At 71.0% G+C, this 21192-nt stretch carries 21 protein-coding genes; 8 read left to right on the top strand and 13 right to left on the bottom strand.

Features of this window, described 5'->3' with window-relative positions; translation table 11 throughout:
• Positions 1–79: 79 nt before the first annotated feature.
• Both ACWDR4_RS04970 and ACWDR4_RS04965 read right to left on the bottom strand, forming a co-directional pair.
• Entirely contained in the window at positions 80–247 is a 168-nt protein-coding gene (locus ACWDR4_RS04970; protein ID WP_450403949.1) for a hypothetical protein, read from the bottom strand.
• Positions 248–314: 67 nt separating this feature from the next.
• Entirely contained in the window at positions 315–740 is a 426-nt protein-coding gene (locus ACWDR4_RS04965) for a TIGR03618 family F420-dependent PPOX class oxidoreductase (protein WP_450403947.1), read from the bottom strand.
• 135 nt (positions 741–875) lie between these two features.
• Between ACWDR4_RS04965 and ACWDR4_RS04960 the strand changes: the two genes are divergently transcribed.
• Positions 876–1442 (top strand): TetR/AcrR family transcriptional regulator, encoded by a 567-nt coding sequence (locus tag ACWDR4_RS04960; protein WP_450403944.1) that lies wholly within the window; start codon positions 876–878, stop codon positions 1440–1442.
• 77 nt (positions 1443–1519) lie between these two features.
• On the opposite strand, the gene ACWDR4_RS04955 is transcribed toward ACWDR4_RS04960, so the two are convergent.
• On the bottom strand, positions 1520–2860 hold the full coding sequence (locus ACWDR4_RS04955) for a mucin-1 (RefSeq protein WP_450403942.1): 1341 nt from the start codon (positions 2858–2860) through the stop codon (positions 1520–1522).
• 180 nt (positions 2861–3040) lie between these two features.
• Here ACWDR4_RS04955 and ACWDR4_RS04950 point away from each other — a divergent pair, with 180 nt between their 5' ends.
• From ACWDR4_RS04950 to ACWDR4_RS04930, 5 genes are all read left to right on the top strand, one after another.
• Complete coding sequence (locus ACWDR4_RS04950; protein ID WP_450403940.1) at positions 3041–4060, top strand: LacI family DNA-binding transcriptional regulator; 1020 nt, start codon at positions 3041–3043, stop codon at positions 4058–4060.
• A 95-nt stretch (positions 4061–4155) separates the two neighbouring features.
• Positions 4156–5499: an ABC transporter substrate-binding protein gene (locus ACWDR4_RS04945; protein WP_450403937.1), complete on the top strand. Its 1344-nt coding sequence runs from the start codon at positions 4156–4158 to the stop codon at positions 5497–5499.
• 64 nt (positions 5500–5563) lie between these two features.
• Entirely contained in the window at positions 5564–6571 is a 1008-nt protein-coding gene (locus ACWDR4_RS04940; protein WP_450403934.1) for a carbohydrate ABC transporter permease, read from the top strand.
• A gap of 8 nt (positions 6572–6579) precedes the next feature.
• Positions 6580–7431, top strand: a complete 852-nt coding sequence (locus ACWDR4_RS04935) for a carbohydrate ABC transporter permease (protein ID WP_450403931.1) — start codon at positions 6580–6582, stop codon at positions 7429–7431.
• 180 nt (positions 7432–7611) lie between these two features.
• Entirely contained in the window at positions 7612–8355 is a 744-nt protein-coding gene (locus ACWDR4_RS04930) for a phosphotransferase family protein (protein WP_450403929.1), read from the top strand.
• Here ACWDR4_RS04930 and ACWDR4_RS04925 read toward each other — a convergent pair.
• On the bottom strand, positions 8312–9220 hold the full coding sequence (locus tag ACWDR4_RS04925) for a helix-turn-helix domain-containing protein (RefSeq protein ID WP_450403927.1): 909 nt from the start codon (positions 9218–9220) through the stop codon (positions 8312–8314). The genes ACWDR4_RS04930 and ACWDR4_RS04925 overlap by 44 nt on opposite strands.
• A 180-nt stretch (positions 9221–9400) precedes the next feature.
• On the opposite strand from ACWDR4_RS04925, the gene ACWDR4_RS04920 reads away from it, so the two are divergent.
• Both ACWDR4_RS04920 and ACWDR4_RS04915 read left to right on the top strand, forming a co-directional pair.
• Positions 9401–10324, top strand: a complete 924-nt coding sequence (locus ACWDR4_RS04920; protein ID WP_450403925.1) for an alpha/beta hydrolase — start codon at positions 9401–9403, stop codon at positions 10322–10324.
• 182 nt (positions 10325–10506) lie between these two features.
• Positions 10507–11217: an alpha/beta fold hydrolase gene (locus ACWDR4_RS04915; RefSeq protein WP_450403923.1), complete on the top strand. Its 711-nt coding sequence runs from the start codon at positions 10507–10509 to the stop codon at positions 11215–11217.
• 20 nt (positions 11218–11237) lie between these two features.
• On the opposite strand, the gene ACWDR4_RS04910 is transcribed toward ACWDR4_RS04915, so the two are convergent.
• The 9 genes from ACWDR4_RS04910 to ACWDR4_RS04870 all read right to left on the bottom strand — a co-directional run bounded on the left by ACWDR4_RS04910 (position 11238) and on the right by ACWDR4_RS04870 (position 21192).
• Entirely contained in the window at positions 11238–12290 is a 1053-nt protein-coding gene (locus ACWDR4_RS04910; RefSeq protein WP_450403921.1) for an LLM class flavin-dependent oxidoreductase, read from the bottom strand.
• Between the two features lie 102 nt (positions 12291–12392).
• Positions 12393–13589 (bottom strand): MalY/PatB family protein, encoded by a 1197-nt coding sequence (locus ACWDR4_RS04905; RefSeq protein WP_450403918.1) that lies wholly within the window; start codon positions 13587–13589, stop codon positions 12393–12395.
• A gap of 64 nt (positions 13590–13653) precedes the next feature.
• Positions 13654–15426 (bottom strand): MOSC domain-containing protein, encoded by a 1773-nt coding sequence (locus ACWDR4_RS04900; protein WP_450403916.1) that lies wholly within the window; start codon positions 15424–15426, stop codon positions 13654–13656.
• Positions 15411–16511 (bottom strand): C45 family autoproteolytic acyltransferase/hydolase, encoded by a 1101-nt coding sequence (locus ACWDR4_RS04895; protein WP_450403913.1) that lies wholly within the window; start codon positions 16509–16511, stop codon positions 15411–15413. Before ACWDR4_RS04895 ends, ACWDR4_RS04900 begins: the two co-directional genes overlap by 16 nt.
• Positions 16481–17515 (bottom strand): P1 family peptidase, encoded by a 1035-nt coding sequence (locus tag ACWDR4_RS04890; RefSeq protein WP_450403910.1) that lies wholly within the window; start codon positions 17513–17515, stop codon positions 16481–16483. Before ACWDR4_RS04890 ends, ACWDR4_RS04895 begins: the two co-directional genes overlap by 31 nt.
• Entirely contained in the window at positions 17512–18234 is a 723-nt protein-coding gene (locus tag ACWDR4_RS04885; protein ID WP_450403908.1) for an ABC transporter ATP-binding protein, read from the bottom strand. Before ACWDR4_RS04885 ends, ACWDR4_RS04890 begins: the two co-directional genes overlap by 4 nt.
• Entirely contained in the window at positions 18231–19199 is a 969-nt protein-coding gene (locus ACWDR4_RS04880; protein ID WP_450403906.1) for an ABC transporter ATP-binding protein, read from the bottom strand. The genes ACWDR4_RS04885 and ACWDR4_RS04880 overlap by 4 nt, the downstream gene beginning before the upstream one ends.
• Complete coding sequence (locus tag ACWDR4_RS04875; RefSeq protein ID WP_450403904.1) at positions 19196–20224, bottom strand: ABC transporter permease; 1029 nt, start codon at positions 20222–20224, stop codon at positions 19196–19198. The genes ACWDR4_RS04880 and ACWDR4_RS04875 overlap by 4 nt, the downstream gene beginning before the upstream one ends.
• Positions 20221–21192, bottom strand: a complete 972-nt coding sequence (locus ACWDR4_RS04870; RefSeq protein ID WP_450403902.1) for an ABC transporter permease — start codon at positions 21190–21192, stop codon at positions 20221–20223. The genes ACWDR4_RS04875 and ACWDR4_RS04870 overlap by 4 nt, the downstream gene beginning before the upstream one ends.

The following is a 21192-nucleotide window of genomic DNA, read 5'->3' as shown; positions in this document are numbered from 1 at the left end:
GCGCCCGTCCTCATGCGGTGTCCTCGCGAGCGGGTGACGAGGTGTTGCTGGCAGCCGCCCCACGAATACCGCAGCGGCGTCACTGGCCGTCGGAGCCACGGGCGGCCTCCTCGGTCACCGCGGTCAGCGTCTCCACCTCCGCCAGGCCCGCGGTCTCGACGCGGAGAAGCCCGTCGTCGGCGCCGGTGACTTCGAGGCGCCGGGAGATGGAGATTCCGACGGGCACGTACGTGGCCCGGTGCTCCATGATCCGAAGAGCCCGGCCGATGCGGTACGCCCGGGTGATCGTCTGGCTGAAGGTGTTGCTCGGCCGGCTATCCTCCGGCCGACCAGGACACGATGTGGTCCGGGATGATCGTGACGATGGTGCGCAGTTCCGACCAGCGGGCAACGTAGTCCTCGACGTCCTCGGGGGCGAGGTAGCGGCGGGCGATGGCCCGAATCTGCTCGACCGTGGCGGCGTCATGTGCCGTGGCGACCACGGCCTCTCCGCGCATCATGACTGCCGGGTAGGGCTCCTCGAAGGTCTGGACGGAGAAGGCGACCCTCGGGTCGCGCAGCAGGTTGCGCACCCAGACGCGTGTTTCGGTCGTCCAGATCGTCACGGCGCCCGAGTTCCACCGGAACCAGACCGGGACGGCGTGCGGTGATCCGTCACGACGCAGAGTCGCGATGACGCCGAGCGGGGTGGGGAAGGTCTGGGCGAGAAATGTTTCCAGTTCCGTCTCGTCCATGCTCATGATCCCGCACCTCGCAAGGTGCACGACAGTACCCGGGCCGAGCCCATGACCCACCTCCTGTGTAGCGACCGCTACGAATGTAGCGGTCGCTACACTCTGCCTCAACGGGGCTCGACAGGACAAGGAGGCCGCCACATGGTCCGAAACACCGCGCGCCGTGAGGAGTTGGCCGCGCTGGCGACCGACTATGTCCTCGACCACGGTCTGATCGGCCTCAGCCTGCGCCCCCTCGCCGCAGCGATCGGCACCAGCGACCGGATGCTGCTCTACCACTTCGCCGACAAGGACGACCTCGTCGCCACTGTGCTCCGGACGTCCAACGACCGGTCGGTGGAAGCCGTCCAGGCGCTGCCGAGGGCCCGGAGCGTGCGTACGGCGGTCCTGGACCTGTGGCGGGTCAACACCTCGGAGGCGTCCGACCGCTGCCACCGGGTGTACGTCGAGGCCGCCGCCCTGGGGCTGCTCGGGCGTGAGCCCTACGTGTCGGTGGTCCGCGAGGCCAACGGGCGCTGGGTGAAGGCCCTCGCCGACCACCTGGTCGCCGCGGGGTGCACGCGGGCACGGGCGGGGCGCGCGGTTGCCCTGCTGGACGCCACGTTCATGGGCCTGCAGTTGGACCTGCCGCTCGACCCGAACGAGTCCCACCACAAGCGCGTGGTCAGCGACCTCGCGGACGCGATCGCCGCGATCGCGGGAGGCTGACCGGCACGGGCCGCGTCGAAGGCCGGAGCACCCCGGTCCGCGGCCGGAAGCCGAAGCCGTTTCCGTGGCGGAATCCCTCAACTCGTCGCCGGACCCGGCCAGACAGCGGAGGCGTCGTCCCGGTCGGGGTCGGGCAGCCGGACCGGGCGGACGGGGATGGTGCGGGTGTGTCCTTCCGCCAGCGCCGTCCACGGGGCTGGGTGACCCGAGTAGCACAGGGTGGTCAGAACGAAGACGTCGTCGGCGTAGACCTCGACGTACTCGCCGATGGTGAGGATCCGCAGGGTCCTGGCCGGTTCGGTCAGGACCGTCTTGCCCAGTGGTGCGTCGGCGGGGCCGGTGATCCAGAGGTTCTTGCTGTCGCAGCCGACCAGCAAGGCGGGGCCGTCGTCCCCGGCTCGTAGGGTGATCTCGACTCGGCCGGAGACATCGAGATCGCCGACCGCGTGCAACGTCGGCTCCTCCGTCTCCCCGCCCAGCCAGCCGTCAAGGCCCGGCCACCACTCCAGGCGGGGCGGCGAATCGGCCGGTACGACGAGGGACTTGGGCTGGGCCAGCATGCCACGGCAGCGTTCACCGGCGTCGGTCAGGTCGACGCGGCGGGGCGTGGTGTGCAGGACGACACGGGAGCCGTCGGGAGCGGCGATGACGCGAGGGGCGTACGAGCCGGTCGGGCCCAGCGGACCACGGCGGGTCCACGGTCCCCTCAGGCGTGGCGCGGTCCATGCCTCGAAGCCGCGCGTCGCTCCGATCGAACCGATCAGCAACCAGCTGCCGTCGTCGAGGCGTTCGAGGACCGGGCACTCCAACTCGTCCACGTCACCGGGTGAGATGAGCGGCGGGTGGACCGTCCAGTGCTCCAGGTCGCTCGAAGTCGCCCACGCGACGCAGCCGCTGACCTCCACCGGCAGGGTCGTGTCGGCCGCGCAGACGACCATCACCCAGCCGTCCGACTCGTCGTCGCGCACGACGAACGGATCGCGCCAGCCCATGCGTTCGCCCGTGCGGTACCAGCGGGCGTCCGCCTCGGCCACGGGCACGGAGCCGTGGCGGCGCCAGCCCGTGCCGTCGGTGCGGTCGGAGTACGCGAGGCCGACCGACTGCAACGGCCAGCCGTCTTCCGTCAGTCCGCTCACGCCCGTGTAGAACATCGCCATTCCGTCGCCGTACGGGACGGGATGCATGGTCCACACCGCCTGCTGGTCGAAGCGGCCGGGCAGGCCGTTGCCGAAGGCGGTGCCCTCGGGCCGCCAGTCGACCAGGTCGGTGGAGGTGGCCCGGCCGTAGGAGGTCTCCATCCTCAGGTGGTCGAACTCGGCCGTCCACGGGCCCTGAAGGTGCAGCACCGCGTAGGTGCCGTCGGCGTCGCGGAGCAGGGCGAAGTCGTTCACGCAGAGGCCGGGCGGGGCGTATCGCATGCACAGTTCCTGTCGGCTCGCAGCGCTCAAACGCGTGCGCTGACCATTGACCTGGAAGGTCTCGCTTGAGAATCGGCCCAAGTAAAACTGAACGCAAACGCTTGCGCAACAACGAGGCCGGGTTTACGGTCTCGTCACCCCCAGATCACACCGATGTGAAACCGACGGGAGAAAAGCGCTGTGACCGTCAGCATCACCGATGTCGCCCGCGCCGCCGGAGTCTCGGCGTCCACCGTGTCCCGCGCCCTGCGCGGACAGCCGGGCGTCTCCGACGAGGTGCGCGATCGGATCACGGCCGTCGCCGCACAACTCGGCTATACGGCGTCCCGCTCGGCGTCCAGTCTGGCGAGCGGGCGCACCTTCACGATCGGGGTCGTGGTCCCGTACGTGGGCCGCTGGTTCTTCGGCACCGTGCTGGACGCCGCCGAGCACGTGTTCAGCGCCGCCGGATACGACGTACTGCTGTACAACCTGGGCTCGCCGGAGACACGCAAGCGTTTCTTCACCAAGATGCCGGTCCGCAAGCGGGTCGACGCCGTGCTGTCGCTGCTGATCCCCGACGAGGAGGAGTCCGCCGCGCTGCGGTCGCTCGGGGTGCCGCTGGCCAGCACGGTCGGCGGTGCCCGGCCCGGCTTCATCGTGGTCGGCATCGACGACCGGGCCGGCACGGAGAGCGCCGTACGGCATCTGGTGAACCTCGGCCATCGCCGGATCGGCATGATCAGCGGGTCGAGCGGGCCGCAGCACTGGACGACACCCGTCGCGCGCCGCCAGGCGTATCTGGATGTGCTGGCCGACGCCGGGATCGCGCACGATCCGGCGCTGGAGGCGGACGGCGACTACACCGTCGAGGGCGGCGAGCGGGCCATGACCGAACTGCTGGCCGCCTCCCGGCCGCCGACGGCCGTGTTCGCCCAGTCCGACGAGATGGCGATGGGCGCCCTGCGTGCCCTGCGGCGGCACCGGCTGAAGGTGCCGGACGACGTGTCCGTCGTCGGCTTCGACGACCACGAACTCGCCGACGTGATCGGGCTGACCACCGTCGCCCAGCCGGTTGCCGGGCAGGGCGCCGAGGCCGCCCGGCTGCTGCTGCGACAGCTCGACGAACCGGGCTCCGGGACACCCGGGCATGTGGAGATGCCCATCCGTCTCGTCCTGCGCGAGACGACCGCTCCGCCTCGCCCGCGCGGACCCCAGTAACCCCTCAGCCCCTCCATGGCCGTCAAGGCCCCACTCCCCCACGCCGCACACCACCAGCGCACGTCGAAACCCTCGCAACGCACGGAGGCACAGTCATGAGCTCGACCAGCAGAAGGTACCGCCGTACAGCCTGTACGGGCCTCGCCCTCGCCCTGCCCCTCGCGGCGCTGGCCGCCTGTGGCGGCGGCAGCGGCGGCAACGCCTCCGCGGAGGCGGGCAGCGGCAAGGGCACCATCAGCGTCTGGGCCCACCAGGGTCAGAAGAGCGAGGCCAGTGCGCTGCAGAACGCGGTGAAGTCCTTCAACTCCTCGCAGAGCGCGATCAAGGTCGACCTGAAGCTGATCCCCGAGGCCGACTACACCAAGACCATCACCGCGACCAGCGCCTCCGATCTGCCGGACGTGATGGAGTTCGACGGCCCGACGATGGCGAACTTCGTCTACAACAAGAAGCTCGCCCCGATCGACGACTACGTCTCCTCCAAGACCATGGGCAACGCCACCGACGCGAGCAAGGCGCAGGGCGAGATCGACGGCAAGCACTACGGCCTGGGCATGTTCGACTCCGGGCTCGGTATCTACGGCAACAAGAAGCTGCTGAACGCCGCCGGGGTGAAGTACCCCACCGGTCTGTCCGACGACTGGACGGCCGCCGAGTTCACGGCCGCGCTGAAGACGCTCGAGGCGAAGGACTCCGACGGCAAGACCCTCGACGTGCAGGAGAACAACGGCTTCGCCACCGAGTGGGGCACCTACGGCTTCGCTCCGATCGTCTGGTCGGCCGGCGGCTCGCTGCTCAAGGACGGCAAGGCGGAGGGCGTGCTCGACTCCTCAGCCGTGGTCTCGGCGCTGAAGACCTTCCAGTCGTGGAAGACGTACGTCGACCCGAACACCGACGGCAACGCCTTCGCCAAGGACAGGGTGGCGCTGAGCTGGGTCGGACACTGGATGTACCCGGCCTACAGCGAGGCCCTCGGCGACGACATGGTCGTGCTGCCGCTGCCCGACTTCGGCAACGGCCCCAAGACCGGCCAGGGTTCGTGGGCCTGGGGTATAGGCGCCGACAGCAAGAACGCGAAGGCCGCCGGCACGTTCCTGGACACCCTCCTGGACGACACCAACGTCACCGCGATGACGACGGCCAACGGAGCGGTGCCCGCGACGAAGACGGCGCTGGCGACGAGCGAGCTGTACAAGCAGGGCGGCCCGCTCCAGCTCTACGCCGACCAGCTCGCCAAGCCCTGCGGTGACAGCGAGATCACCGCGTCCTGTGTCGCCGTGACCCGTCCGGTCACCGCCGGATATCCCACGGTCACCGCCAAGTTCAGCGAAGCCCTGAACTCGATCTACGGCGGCGCCGACCCGAAGAGCGCCCTGGAGAAGGCCGCCCGCGCCATCGACCAGGACTTCTCCGACAACGCCGGTTACCAGATCCCGTAGGACCGTGTCGGCCGCGGCGGGCACGCACAGACGCTGCCCGCCGCGCCGGGAACAGGACCCGCCCGTGAGAACAGTGGAACCCGCAGAACCCGCGTCCGACGCGGCCCCCGACCGGGAGCAGAGCCCGCCCATGACCGCCGTGAAAACCGTCCGCCCGACGCGTTCCGGGCCCAGGAACCGCGACTGGTTGCACGGACTGCTGATGTCCACCCCCGCCGTCGCCGGGCTCATCGCGTTCGTCGGCATCCCGTTCGGCTACGCCGTCGTCCTCTCCTTCTACAACGTGCGCCTCGGCTCGCCCCTGGCCCCCTCCTTCTTCGGCCTGGAGCAGTACCGGCGCCTGTTCACCGACCCGGACCTGTCCGGCCCGTTCCTGCGGGCGCTGCTGAACAACCTGACCTTCGCCGTGGTCGTCGTACCGCTCCAGACAGGCCTGGCGCTGTCCCTGGCGATCCTGCTCAACCGCAAGCTGAAGGCGATCGGCCTGTTCCGGTCGCTGTTCTTCATGCCGGTCGTCTTCCCGATGACTCTGGTCGCCGTGATCTGGCGGCTCATCCTGGCCCGCAGTGACCAGGGCCTGCTCAACTCCGCGCTGGACGCGGTGAGTTTCGGCAACTGGGGTGCCTTCGACTGGCTCGGCGAGACGGCCACCGCTATGGCCTCGGTGATCGTGCTGTCGGTGTGGCAGGGCGTCGGCTTCCAGATGGTCATCCTGCTGGCCGGCCTCCAGCAGATCCCCGGCGAGCTGTACGAGGCCGCCGAGCTGGACCGCGCCACCCCCTGGCAGCAGTTCCGGCATGTCACGCTGCCCGGCATCCGCGGCACGCTCGTCTTCGTCGCCCTGCTCACCTCGGTGCTGTCCTTCCGGGTCTTCGACCAGGTGTACGTCCTCATCCACGGCGGCGGTCTCGACGAGGACGCCACCCGCACGGTCATGTACCAGGCCGTCAGCACCGCCTTCGACCAGAACAACATCGGCCAGGCGTCCGCGATCACCGTCGTCTTCTTCCTGATCGTCGTCGCCCTGACCCTCATCCAGCGCCGCGTCGTCCGGCCCGACAGCGAGGACTGACCCCCACCATGGCCACGACCCACGCGCCACACCGCCGCCTGCGCCGCTTCACCGACTACGCCGTCCTCAGTGTGCTGGCCTTCGTCTTCGTCCTGCCCGTGCTGTACCTGCTCCTGGGCAGCCTCAAGCCCTCCGACGAAGTGCTGAACGGTCTGTCCGGCTTCCTCCCCACCCACCTCTCCTTCGACAACTACGCGCACGTCCTCGACGCCCTCAACTCCGACAGCACCGGCTACTTCTGGCGCTTCATGGGCATCTCGCTGCTCGTCGCGTTCGTAGTGGTGACCGGCGGCCTGTTCGTCAACTCGATGGCCGCGTACGGCATGTCACGGCTGAAGTGGCGTGGCCGGGAAGCCGTGTTCACGCTCGTCCTGCTGCTGATGCTGGTCCCGTTCGAGTCGGTTGCCGTGCCGCTCTTCTACATGTTCAACGGCCAGCGCAACACCCTCTACATCCAGGCGGTCCCGTTCATCGCCAACGCCTTCTCGATCTACCAGTTCCACACGTTCTTCCGCTCGATCCCGCCAAGCATCGAGGAGGCGGCCCGGCTGGACGGCGCGGGCCCCTGGCGCACCTTCTTCGCGATCATCGTGCCGATGTCGAAGCCGGCGTTCGCCTCGGTCGCGATCCTCACCTTCCTCACCCAGTGGGGCTCCTTCCTCTGGCCGGTCCTGATGGTCTCCGACCCCTCCGTCCGCCCGCTCCCCCTCGAAATGAGCGTCTTCCAGGGCCAACAGCCCCCGGACTGGGGCCAGATCCTCGCCTTCGGCGTCCTCCTCGTCCTGCCCGTCCTGATCGTCTTCGCCTTCTTCCAGCGCTGGTTCGTCCAGGGCGTCGCCAGCTCCGCCGTCAAGGGCTGAGCACGGGCAGGAGCAACCACGTACCCACCCCTTGGGACTCCTGACAAAAGTGCTGGGCTCGGCCTGGTCAGCGGTCGGTGTCGGGCACGAGGCCGCCGGGTGGCAGGACGCGGTCAGCCGCGCGATCGCCCGCGACAAACCCGGCGACGCGGACGACCGTCCCCGGGATACTGGTCGCCCATGGATGAGGTCCAAGTCGTCGTCGCCCATTCCGAGCGCGCGACCCTACGCGTCGGCGATGTGTTCCTGAAGGTGGACGCCGATCAGGCGCGCCTCGACGTCGAGGTCGAGGCGATGACCCTGGCGCCGGTCCCGTCCCCGGAGGTCCTGTGGCGCAAGCCGCCCGTGCTCGCGCTCGCCGCACTCCCGGGGACGGCGCTCGGCCTCCTCGGCGAGCCGTCGACCGCGTCCCCGGCGGCGTGGGCCGCGGCGGGTGCCGCCATCCGGAAGTTGCACGACGCGCCGTTGCCGCCCTGGCCCAGCCGGGGAAGGAGCCTCGACGAGTTGGCGGCGGATCTCGACGGCGAGTGCGAGCGGCTCGTGACCAGCGGCGTCCTGCCCGGCGACCTGGTCAGCCGCAACCGCCAGGTCGCCGAGGCCGCGCTCCGGCCGTGGACTCCGGCGTTCACGCACGGCGACCTGCAGATCACTCACGTCTTCGTCGAAGGTGACGAGATCACCGGCATCATCGACTGGTCCGAGGCGGGCCCGGGTGATCCCCTGTACGACCTCGCCACCCTCACGCTCGGACACGAGGAGCACCTCGGTGACGTCGTCGCCGGCTACGGCACCGACGTCGACCTGGACGTGATCCGCGCGTGGTGGTCGCTACGAAGCCTGCTGGCGGTTCGCTGGCTGGCCGGGCACGGCTTCGATCCGTTCATGGCGGGCTGTGAGGTCGACGTGCTGAGATCCCGGATGTGAGACCGCGCGGGCCCGCTGCCACAAGAGCGCGCGCGGAGGAGATGAGGATGCGCAGCGCGTCGTGCGAGGTCGAGCCGGGTTCCGCGGTGAGGACCATGAGGCGTTGGCCGGAGCCGTCGGGGCTGTCCCAGGTGTCGCAGTCGAGGGTGAGGTCCCCGACGGCCGGGTGCCGGTAGTGCTTGGTGCCGTAGCCGGCGGAGTTCACACGGTGTTCGGCCCACCACGTACGGAAGTCGGTGTCCTGCACGGAGAGTTCGCCCACGAGCCGGGCGAGGGCAGGGTCATCGGGGTCTTTGGCTGCTTCCATGCGGAGGGCGGCGACCGCGTCACGGGCGTCGTGCTCCCACTCCAGGTGCATGCCGCGGAAGGCGGGGTCGGTGAACAGCAGGTACACGTAGTTGCGCCGTGCGGCGGGGATGCCTGCGAAGTCGGTGTAGAGCGCGGTGGCGGCGTGGTTCCAGGCAAGGATGTCCATGCGTGTGCCGAGAACGAGGACGGGGGTCTCGGTGAGCTGCTCAAGGAGGCGACCGGCAGCCGGCCGTACGCGCTGGGCGGCACGCCGGCGACGCGGTCTCGCGTCGGTCCTGCCCGCGATCTCATAGAGGTAGGTCTGCTGGTCGTCATCGAGGCGCAGCGCACGCGCGAGCGTGGCGAGCACGGATGCCGACGCCTGGACCCGACCCTGCTCCAGTCGGGTGTAGTAGTCGACACTGATCGCGGCGAGCCGGGCGACTTCCTCACGGCGCAGCCCCGCGACCTTGCGATGGCTGTCGGCTTCGGGCAGACCGACTTCGTGTGGGGTCAGCTGGGCCCGGCGAGCCTTGAGGAAGGCGCCGACCTCGCCAGGTTCGGAGGACGGAGTCATATGTCCATTCTGGACGCTGTCTCGTGCCTGCTGAGGGGGCAGACTTCTTCCCGGGCAGGATTGTGTCTCTTTTGCCCGCACGGGAGCAGGGCGACGGTGGGACCACGCCGCGGCACGGTGCCCGGCCAGAACCCCTCTCGCAGTGGGTTCTGCCCCGACAGCGCAACGGAGCTCCTCGCGATGCGAACCGACGTCACTTTCGACAGCGCCGGCATCACCCTCGCCGGCCACCTGTACACCCCGCCGTCCGCCAACGTGGGCACTCGTCCGGCGATCGTCGTCGGCCACCCCGGCAGCGGGGTCAAGGAACAGACGGCCGGGCTCTACGCGAGCCGGCTCGCCGAGCGAGGTTTCGTCACCCTTGCCTTCGATGCCGCCTACCAGGGCGAGAGCGGGGGGACCCCGCGTGGTCTGGAGGACCCGGCCCACCGCGTCGAGGACCTCAAGGCCGCCGTCTCCTACCTCACCACCCGCCCCGGGGTGGACGCCGACCGGATCGGCGCGCTCGGTATCTGTGCCTCCGGCGGCTACGTCCTGCCCGCCACGGGCAGCGACCACCGGATCAAGGCCGTCGCCACCGTGAGCGCGGTGGACATCGCCCGACAGTTCCGCCTCGGCGCCGACGGCACACAGGACCCGGCGGTGTTCCAGAGCATGCTGGACGCGGCAGCGAACGCCCGCACCACCACGGCCCGCGGTGAGAAACCGCCGACACTCACCCTGTTCCCCGAGTCGATCGAGCAGGCCCGTGCGCTGGGCGGCGAGCACGGCGCCGAGGGTTTCGCGTACTACCGCACCCCGCGCGCCCAGCACCCGCGCTCGGCGTCGTTCTTCGACTGGGCCGGCATCGACAGGATGGCCACCTTCGACGCCTTCGCGCTCATGCCGCTCATCGGTCGGCGCCCGCTGCTGATGGTCGTCGGAACTCGTGCGGTGACTGCGTGGATGAGCGTTGAGGCGTTTCAGCAGGCGGTCGGCCCCAAGGAGATCCACTGGGTGGAGGGGGCGAGCCACGTCGACCTCTACGACAAGGAGCAGTACGTCGGCCCCGTCGTGGAGAAGCTGACCGACTTCTTCGCCGCAAAACTCGGCCAGGCCGTCTGAGACTCAAGCCGCTGCTGTGCCTGCGCCGCCGTCCCCTGTTCACCGGCTCGAACCGCGCACCGCAATCCATACACACGGTCGAGAATGGCAATCTCAATCATGCCTATCATGGTTCTCGCCGACGTGCTTGGATGAGGGCGCCCGGGCGATTGTCCGTTGTTCGACGGGGAGCGAGGGCAGAGATGGCGACGTACGTCCTGGTACATGGTGGCGGACACGGCGGCTGGTGCTGGCAGCGGCTCACACCCCTGCTACGGGCGGCCGGGCACGAGGTGTACGCACCGACGCTGACCGGCCTGGGCGAGCGTGCCCATCTGCTGCACCCGGACATCGACCTGGACACCCACATCACGGACGTCGTGGGTGTCCTGCGGTACGAGAACTGCACCGATGTCGTCCTGGTGGGGCACAGCTACGGCGGGATGGTCATCACCGGAGTCGCCGACCGGGCAGCCGAGCGGATCGCTCATCTCTTCTACCTAGACGCCGCGATTCCCGAGAACGAGCAGTCTCTCGTCCAGGTGGCCGGCGAACTCATGGCCGTGGCCCGGGCCGGGTCCCGGGTGGTGGACGGTGTGGAACTGGTGCTGCGGCCCGACTCCGACGCCGTCAAGTACTACGGGATCACCGAGCCCGAGGACGTCGAGTGGATGTGGGACAGGCTCACGCCGCATCCGTGGAAGTGCTTCGAGCAGCCACTGCGGCTGAAGGACCCCGCGGCCCTGTCCCGGATCCCCCGCACCGAGGTCCACACCACGTCGTCCCTGTCCATGGCCCCGCCCGGCACCGCGGAGGCACTGGCCGGCAACGAGCGGACGTGGGTGGTCGATTCCGGTCACGACCTGATGGTGACGGCGCCGACGGCGGTGGCCGAGATCCTGTTGCGGCTCTGACGTCGTCGATCGGCGGGCGCTCAGGTGAGGAGTTCGGCGAGTTGGGCCATCTCGGTGGGCGGGTCGATCACCGGTTGGATGAGGAGTTCGTCGACGCCTGCCTGTTCCAGGGCGGTGATGCGGGTGCGGAGGTCGTCGCTGGTGCCGACGAGGGCCACGCGGTTCATCAGCGAGGGCAGGACCAGGTCCCGGTCGTGCGGTGCGATGCGTCCGAGGTAGTTGGGGTAGAGCTTGGTGTACCGGTCAGGCGCGGTGGCGGTGGTGCCACGCCGGTCGAGGAGTTGTCGCACCGCCTCGCGTTCGTCGGGGCCGAGTTGCCCGGCGAAGGCGGGTTTGTCGGCGGCGAAGCCCAGCAGCGACAGGACGACGTGACCTGTCGTGTCCCGGGCCGCGTCGCTGTCGGAGTCCTCGTTGCCGCGCAGCAGGTGGAGCGCGGTGACCACGTAGGAGTCCGCGGAGGGGTCGGGGTCGCGGAGCGTGCCGTGGGCGGCGTGACGGCGGGCGTCGTGCAGCGCGTGCCAGGCGGTGGGGTCGAGCAGGCCGAAGGAGATGAGGCCGACGCCGCGGCGGCCGGCGACGGCGGCGGCTTCGGGCCCGAGCGCGGCCACGACGAACTCGATCGGATCGGTGGTGTTCACGTGCGCCCCGGCGTGCAGGAACCGGATGTCGCGGACCCGGTCTCCTTCGCGGTACTCGGTCGAGCGCCCGGCACACAGATCCTGCAGTGCCGCGGTGAAGTTCTCCAGCTCGACCGCCGTGGTCGGCTCCATGCCCAGGGTGCGCCGGGCGGTGTTTCCGGTGCCGACCCCGCAGATGATCCGGCCCGGTGCCAGGGCATTGAGGCTCGCGAACCCGCTCGCCGCGGCGGGGGCCGAGCGCAACGCCGGTGAGGTCACGCCGATCCCGAGCCGGATGCGACGGGTGGCCTTCGCGCACAGGCTCAAGGCGACGAAGGGGTCACCGTGGACCATCGGGGTGTCGTTGACCCAGAAGCTGCGCAAGCCCAACTCCTCGGCCCGCACGGCGAGTTCCTCCACGCCGGGGTGTGCCGCGACCACGACGCCTGCACGCATCAAACCTCCACAGTACGAGGATCGGACCGACCTTGCTCATGCCGACAGGTCGGAATCCCTGGGATGGTCGTCCGACCGTCCCGCCGCAGCGTGAGCCCCTGCTCACCGCCCATGATCGAGGAGGGCCACGGTCATCCGGCGGACCGCCTCCGTGATCACCTCGGGGGAGGTCGCCAGGTTCATGCGTACGAAGCCCGCGCCTCCGGTGCCGAAGTCCGTCCCCGAGCTGAGGGCGACCCGGCCGCGCTCCAGGAAGACGGTCGCCGGGTCTCCGGACACGTCCAGCGCTCGGCAGTCCAGCCACGCCAGATACGTGCCCTGGGCCGGTTCGTAGCGCACGGCCGGGAGATGCTCGGTCAGCAGGTCGGCCAGCAGACGGCGGTTGTCGTCGAGGGCCGCGAGCAGGGCGTCGAGCCAGTCCCCTCCGTCCCGCAGGGCGGCCGTGTGGGCGATGACGCCGACATGGCTGGGGCCGTGGCTGACCTCCTCGGGAATGCGGGCCAGGTCGTCCGACGCGCCGGGGCCGGCGACGGCAACGGCGGCCTTGAGACCCGCGAGGTTCCAGCCCTTCGACGCCGACATCAGCGACAGGCCGTTCTCGGCACCCGGCACGGTCAGGTACGGGACGAACCGCACGCCTCCGGCCAGGACCGGGGCGTGGATCTCGTCCGCCACGACGCGCACACCGTACGTCCGGGCCAGTCGCGCGGCATCCGCCAGCTCGGTGGCGGTGTGCACGGTGCCGGTCGGGTTGTGGGGGCTGCAGAGCAGGTACACGGGCCGCCCATCACCCTGCACGGCACGCCCGAACGCTTCCTCCAGCGCCTCGAAGTCGATCCGGAACTCCGGGCCCAACGGGGCTTCCACGACCGGCCTGCCCATGTTCCCCACGAACTGGTAGAACGGCGGATACACAGGCGAGTTGACGATCACCGGATCGCCCGGACCCGAGACCAGCTTGAGCATCTCGACGATTCCCAGCATCACGTCGGGCACGATCGCCGTACGCTCCACCGCGAGGCCGTCCCAGCCCCACCGTTTGCCCGCGAACTCCGCGAGCGCCTCGGCGTATCCCGTGCCGGCCGGATATCCGGTGTCTCCGAGTGCCACCGCGTCCGTGATCGCCCGCGCGACCGGCTCGGCCAGCGGCACGTCCATCTCGGCCACCCACAACGGCAACACGTCGTCCGGGTAGGTACGCCACTTCATGCTCGTCCGCTTCCTCAGCTGGTCCAGGGAGAGGCGGCGCAACGGATTCGAGTCGTCGGGGACAGGAGCTTCTCGTGGAGAGGTGTCCATGCGGCCAAAATACGCGAAGAAGCCTCAATGAAATCTGCCTCTGCTGATCCCCACCCGCTCGCGCTCACGCATGCACCTCCACGTCTCCGACCGGCACGGCACAGCACAGCAGCGCCTGATCGGTGTCCAGTCGTACAGCCGGTTCGCTGAGGTGCGCGACCTCGCCGGTGATCCGCTGGCGGCAGCTTCCGCAGGCTCCCGCGCGGCAGGCCGAAGGCAACTTGAGGCCCGCGGCCTCGGCCGTGTCGAGGAGCGTGCCGCTGTCCGCGGTCCAGGTGGCGCGCGTGCCGCTCGCCGTGTAGTCCACGGTGAACGGGCCGGGCTCGGGCGGTGGCCGTTCGTCGAGGGCCACCGGGCGCGGCGACAGGAAGCGCTCGTCGGTGACGGCGTCGCCGGGGACGCCTGCGGACAGCAGTGCCGTACGCACCATGCCGACGAAGCCGGGCGGCCCGCAGAGGTACGCCTCCACCGTCCCGTCCGCCGCCAGTTCACGCAGGTCCGCGGTGGTCGGACGGCCGGGTCGCGCGCCGTACGGCAGCTCGGCCCCGGGGTCGGTGACGTGCAGCCGTGCCGTGGCGTTCGGGAGTTTCGCGAGGAGTTCGAGCACCGGTTCCCACAGCGGGGTCTCGGCGCCGGTGCGGACGACGTTCAGCACGGTGACCGGGCACTCGGGGGCGGTGTCCAGCAGGGTGCGCAGGACGGGGAGCACGGGGGTGATGCCGATGCCCGCCACCGCGAGCAGGAGCGGGCGGGCGGGGGCGGGAGAAGTCGGCTCGTCGCCGTAGGGGCCGGACAGGAGCACGCGGGAGCCGAGCTGCAGGGCGTGCAGCCAGGGTGACATGCGGCCGTCCGCGATCCGCTTGACGCTGATGCGCAGTTCGGTCTCGGCCGCCCCCGTGAGGGTGTAGCACCGCCACAACGGGCCTTCGTCGTCGGTGAGATGGAGGCGGAGGTGCTGGCCGGGGCGGCACCTGGCACCGGCGGGGTCGCGGAAGGCGAAGGTGGTGACGGTGGGGCTCTCCTCGGTCCGCCCGATCAGTTCGGCCCGCCGGGGGCGGCCGGGTTCGGCCAGCCGGGCGGCGTACCGAGGCATCGCGGGTGCGCTCCCCCGGTGCACAAGCCGGTCCCCGACCGCGATCCGGCCCCCGCGCACGACCCGGGCGTACACCCCGCAGTACAGGTGCCCGAAGCGGGAGGCCAGCAGCGCCGGGACGTTCAGGTCGCGTACCCCCGTTCCGGGGCGGACTGTGGTGGCACGGCAGCGCTCGGTGGGGAAGGTGAACTCCAGCTCCGCCGCCCCCAGTTGGACCCGTTGTCCGGGCAACTCCAGCTCGCGCCAGGCGCCGAGGCCGGAGAGGTGGAGGTTGGCCCGGAAGCGGAGGGGGTCGACCGGGACTCCGGCCGCCTGTGAAAGTGCCTCCACCGTGTCGAGGTTGATGACGGACAAGGGTGCGTCGGGCCAGTCCCACAGCCCGGCGCCGGGGCGCTCCAGGCGGACCGGCCCGAGCAGGTCACGGATCCGCTCGTCGGTCTCCCTCAGGTCGCCGCCGTCCAGGGCGATCCGCAGCTCACGGCCGGCGGGGGCGGTGAGCCGCACGGCGTCCGGCTCCGACGTCAGCCCGTAGGAGCCGAGTTCGGCATGCTTGCGCAGCCGCAGCAGGACCTCGCTGGAGATCCAGCCGTTCGCGTTGGCCTCGGCTCCCGCCGCGCCCTCGGAGAGTCCGAAGACACGGTCCAGCGGGAGTCCCTGACCTGCCGTCAGCTCGGCGTGGGGCAGCGACTGGCCCGGCAGCCCCTTCACGGGGTACTGGTACACGGCCGTCAGAAGTGCTCCCACGCCGACTCCTCCCCCGCCGTGCAGGGACCGCCGTCGTGGCAGCTCAGCCGCCCCTCCGCCAGGTCCAGCCGGACCGTGAGGAGCGTGCGCCACCGCTGGTGGAACGGCAGTCCCGGCTGCGGGTGGCAGCACACGGGGGCGCCGTCGCTCTCGTGCGCGTGCAGCAGCTCGGTCCAGCGGGCCGGGTCGGGCGAGGCGAGCAACTTCCGCCGGGCGGCGAGGTGTTCGAGCCGGGCGTAGGTCCCGGCGGCGGGCGCGGCCAGCTCCCCGGCGGCGAGGCGGGGATCGAGGAAGTGGTTGGTGTGCAGGAGGTAACCGTCGCTGTCCGGGAGGAGTACGGCGGTTCCGGCCGGGCTGAGTTCGACGCACACGGCGTCGCCGTGCCGTCCGTCGTGGGCGACGACCGTCAGCACGGTGGACGCCGAGACGTCCGCCGACCGGGCGATGTCGACGGCCTCGGCGAGGGTGGCGGCCTCGTCGAGGATCCTGCGGGCCACGATGTGCACCGGGACGCCGATGCGCGCCCCGTCGGCGGTGTGGCTGAGGATGTTGAAGTGCAGCCCGAGACCTGCCGAGTTGAGGCCGATCTTGCCGAGGATGCCGGCCTCGGTGAAGGTCCGCACCTCACCGGTCCGGCCGGTCCGGTGCCGGACCAGGTTCTTGGTGTCGGTGAACTCCTCGTGCCAGTCCCAGGTCTGGATGGTGTGCGGGGCGCCGGGGCCGCCGACGTACACGGCGGTGGTGCACTCGCCGTCGGCGGTGGCGCCGACGGTCGCGAGGATCTCGGTGCGGGAGTTGAGCATCCCGAGCTGCCACAGGTCCACGCCCGCGCCCCGGGCCAGGGCGACGAGTTCGGAGTGCAGGGCGGGCGCCCAGCGCCGTATCTCCTCGGTGGCCTGTTCACCGTACGACGGGAGGACGGCCGGATCGACCTGTACGGCCTCGAAGAGCCGCCGGTACTCGGTGATGCTCCTGCGTATGCGGGCCCGGTCGGCGGTGCCGACGGTGTGGCCGCGTTCCGCCGGGTCGGCGGTGTCGGTGAGGTGGCGGGCGATCACCGGGCGCTGCTCAGGATCGCGTCCCACATCACCTCGGCCGCGATGGCGCCCAGGCCCACGGAGTTGATGGCGTGGGCGCCGACCCGGGAGGGGGTCGTCGGCAGGTCGACCTCGTCGGTGGTGAGGGTGAAGAGGGTGTCGCCGTCGAGGTTGGTGTGGAAGGGCTGGATGCCCCGGTGCATGGAGCCGTGCACCTGTCTGCCGAACTGTTCCAGGGCCCGGTCGTCGAGCCGTACGTTGGTGATCAGCGCGGAGATGGTGGTGTTGCCGTGCGCGGTGCTGGGGCCGTCGCCGGCGAAGGCGGCCTCATAGTCGAGGTGGGGCAGGCGGCGGGTGCCGGTGGCGGGGTCGTAGTTGCCGCGGATCACGGTGCCGTCGCGGTCGACGATCACGCCGACGGCGTTGACCACGGTCACGGCGAGGATCCTGATGTCGCCGATCTGCCGGAAGGCGGCGCCCTGGCCCGAGAACTCGCAGCGGGACCAGTCGATCTTGCCGACGGAGGCGCTGATCCCGGCCCCGGCCCGGCCGACGGGGACCCGGTCCGCCGAGGCCATACGCAGGGCGGCCCGGCCGAGGACCGCGTCGGGGACCACGGCATTCCCGCGGGCCGCGAAGTCGTAGATGATCGCGCCCGACACGCATTTGAGGGCGTCCCAGCCGACCTCGTGGTCCACGCGGGCCCGCAGCTCGTCGGCGACCCCGGCGCAGGCGCCGAGCCCGTAGAGCGAGCCGCCGGACAGGCAGATGGCGTGGGCGTACTGCTTGTCGCCGTAGGAGAGGCCGATGGCGCCGCCGCGTTCGTCGATGAACATGCGGGCGCCGGCCGGGACATGGACGACGGTGGTGCCGGTGGGGCCCTCCGTGTACTGGGCGGTGCCGACCTCGACGCCCGGGAAGTCGAACTCGACGGTGCCGCGGCCGGGGCTGGGCTGCGGGACGAGGTCGAAGTCGTCGTTGCTCTTGGCCGGGCCGAAGGACGGTGGCGGGATGACCCGGGCGGCCGGTGCCGTGTGCTCGGTGAGCGTCATAGCGTCTCCAGGAGCTGTCGTGAGTAGGGGTGCTGCGGGGTGGCGTAGAAGCGGTGGGCGTCGGCGAGTTCGACGATCTCCCCGGCGCGCATCACCGCGACGCGGTGGGCGAGGTAGCGCACGGCGGCGAGGTCGTGGGAGATGAACAGGGCGCCGAAGCCGTGCTCGGTCTGGAGGTCGTGGACCAGGTTGAGGATCTGCGCCTGTACGGAGACGTCGAGGGCGCTGACGGCCTCGTCGAGGACGATGAACTTGGGGTGGGTGATCAACGCGCGGGCGATGGCGACGCGTTGGCGCTGACCGCCCGAGAGTTCGTGCGGGAGCCGTTCGGCGAAGGAGGCGGGCAGGCCGACCTGGTCGAGGATGCGCAGGACCGCCGGGTGGTGGGTGCGCAGTCGGCCGCCCTGGGCGGCGGCGAGGGGCTCGGCGACCGAATCGGCCACCGTCAGGCGGGGGTTGAGGGACCAGTGGGGGTTCTGGAGGACGGCCTGGACCTCTCCGGCGCGGGTACGGCGTCCGCCGTACGGGAAGCGGACCGTGCCGGAGGTGGGCCGCCGAAGGCCGAGGGCGACGGAGCCGGTGGTGGTCTTGCCGGAGCCGGACTCGCCGACCAGGCCGAGGGTCTCGCCGGCGGCGATACGGAAGCTGACGTCCTTCACCGCGGTGAGCCTCTTGAACACGACGGACACGGAGTCCAGTTCGAGGACCGGTTCGCTCATCGGGCCCCCTCCTTCTCCAGCGGTGCCGCGGCCGGGTGGTGGCACAGCAGCGTCCGGTCCTCGACCGTGCGGGGTGCCGGGCGGGTCGTACGGCAGTCGTCGGCGGCCGACGGACAGCGCGGGCAGAAGACGCAGCCGGGGGTGTCCTCGGTGAGGACCGGTGGGGTGCCGCCGATGGTGAGGAGCCTGGTGCCGTCCTTCGCGCGGGCGGGGTCGGCGGCGGACAGGGCTGCGGTGTACGGGTGCCGGGGTGCGGTGAGGACCTGGGCGGTGGCTCCGTCCTCGACGATGCGACCGCCGTACATGACCGCGATGCGCCCGCACCGGCGGGCGACTCCGCCGAGGTCGTGGCTGAGCCACAGCACGGTGGTGCCGTTCTCGGCGGCGAGCCCGAACAGCAGCCGCAGCACTTCCTCGCGGACCTGGGTGTCCAGGGCAGCGGTCGGTTCGTCGGCGATCAGCAGGTCCGGTTTGCGGGCCATGGCCATGGCGACGACGACGCGTTGGGCCATGCCGCCGGAGATCTCGTGCGGGTAGAGGCGCAGGACACGTTCGGGGTCGTTGATGCGGACGCCTTCGAGGAGGGCGACCGGGTCTGCCTCGGTGGCCCGCAGGGCCAGCCGCAGCTGGCGGCCGATGCGCAGGGTCGGGTCGAGGGCGCCGACGGGGTCCTGCGGGACGAAGGCCAGGCGTTCGCGGCGGAGTTGGGCGAGGCGGTCGGCGGGCAGGTCGAGCACCGACTCGCCGTCGAGCAGGACCCGGCCGCGCGGGAACTCGGTGGCCTTCGGCAGCAGGCGTCCGACGAGCAGTCCGAGGGTGGACTTGCCGGAGCCGGACTCGCCGACGATGCCGACGGTCTCGCCGCGGCCGACGGTCAGGGAGGCGCCGTCGAGGGCACGGACGACGCGTTTGCCGGTGCGGTACTCGGCGACGACGTCCTCGATCTCCAGCAACGGTGTCGTCATACCAGCGACCTCGTCTCTCGGGGTTCGAAGCGGTCGCGCAGGCTGTCCCCGATGAGGTTGACGGCCATGATGGCGGCGATCAGGACGACTCCGGGGGCGACGATCAGCCAGGGGGCGCCGACCATGTAGAGGCCGCCCTCCTGGATGAGCAACCCCAGGGAGGCGTCCGGGAGTTGGACGCCGTAGCCGAGGAAGCTGAGGCCGCCCTCGACGAGGATGCCGACGGACAGGGCGTAGGTGCCCTGGACGGCGACGGTGCCGGCGACGTTGGGCAGGATGTGCCGGAGCATGATCGTCGGAGCGCGGACGCCGCTGATCCGGGCGGCGGTGACGAACTCGCGGCGGGCGACCGCGCGGGCGGCGATGCCGACCATGCGGGTCATCAGCGGGACGGTCACCAGGACGATCGCGGCGAGGGCCGCCGTACGGCCAGGGCCGAGGACCGCGGCGACCAGGACGGCGAGGACGATGGCGGGGAAGGCGTACAGCACGTCCCCGATCCGCAGGATCACCTCGGCGGTACGGCCGCCCCGGTAGCCGGCGAGAACGCCGAGAGCCGTGCTGATGACGGCCGTGCAGGTGACGGCGAGGGCGGACAGCAGCAGGGTGGTGCCGACGCCCTGGAGCAGTCGGGGCAGCAGGGAGCGGCCGAGGTTGTCGGTGCCGAGGGGCCAACTCGCGGCCGGGGGTGACAGACGCGGGCCGACGATGGCGTCGGGGCGTCCGCCGAGGCCGGCGAGTTGTCCGATCAGGGTGACGAGGACGAGGGCGACGAGCACCCGTACGGCGGCGCGGAAGAGGCCGTCGTAGCCGCGCATGGCTGCCGCGCGGCGGATACGGCGAGGGAGGGATCCACCCGCAGCGGTCACGCCGGACTTCGGTGCGGCCGACTCGGGGTCCGGGGCCGTCGGGTCGGCGTTCGGTGCGGCCGGCTCGGCGCCCGGAGTCGCCGTCCCGGCGGTCCGCGCGGCCGGGCCGGCCTCCGGGTTCCGGGTCGGCCGGGGCCGGAGTTCCTTCCTCCTCATCCCGTCGCCCCCTTTCCGGCCGTGCCGATCCTCGGGTCGATCAGCCCGCTGACCAGGTCCACCAGCAGGTTGGTGGTGATGAACACGGTCGCCGCCAGGAGCACGCCCGCCTGGATCACCGCGTAGTCGCGGCGGTCGAGGCCGTCGACGAGGTACGAGCCGAGGCCGGGAACGTTGAAGAGGCGCTCCACGATGACCGTGCCGCCGAGGAGGTAGGCGCTGAGGGTGGCCACCAGGGTGAGGACGGGGACCGCGGCGTTGCGCAGGACGTGGTGGCGCACGATGAATCCCTTCGGTTCGCCACGGGCGACCGCCGCCGCGATGTGGGGTTCGACCAGGACGCCGAGCACCGCGTCACGGGTGGTGCGGGCGGTCGCGGCGACGCAGAACACGGCGAGGACGCAGGCGGGCAGGGTCAGGGAGCCGACGGAGCCGAGCGGATCCTGGGACCAGGGGACGTACGTCCCGACGGTCAGGCCCAGGCTGTAGCGGGTGAACAGGAACACCACGAGGCTGCCGAGGACGAACTCCGGCAGGCTCATGCCGAAGGCGCTGACCAGCCGGCCCGGCGCTCCCCCGCGTCCGCCGCCGTCCCGGGTGCCGGTGTACACGCCGAGCGGGACGCCGACGGCGACGGTGAGCAGGAGGGCGAGGACGGTGAGGGTGACGGTGACCGGCAGGCGGTCGCCGAACTCGGCGGCGACCGGGGTGCGGGCGGCGAGCGAGGTACCGAAGTCGCCCTGGACGGCGTTGCGCAGCCAGTACCCGTACTGCTCGACGACCGGCCGGTCGAGTCCGAAGCGGGCCGCGGCCTCCGCCTTCTCTGCGCGGCTCGCGAGCGGCCCGAGGACGAGGTCGGTGTAGCTGCCGGGCATGGCGCGGACCGCCGCGAAGATCAGCACCGAGGCGCCGAAGAGGGTGAGGGCGGCGGTGGCGGTACGGCCGAGGAGCCAGCGGATGTGGTCCAT

It is taken from the genome of Streptomyces sp. NPDC000878 (genome assembly GCF_053599695.1).
The sequence above is the reverse complement of the archived record's forward strand: the minus strand, read 5'-3'. Positions and strand labels throughout refer to the sequence as shown.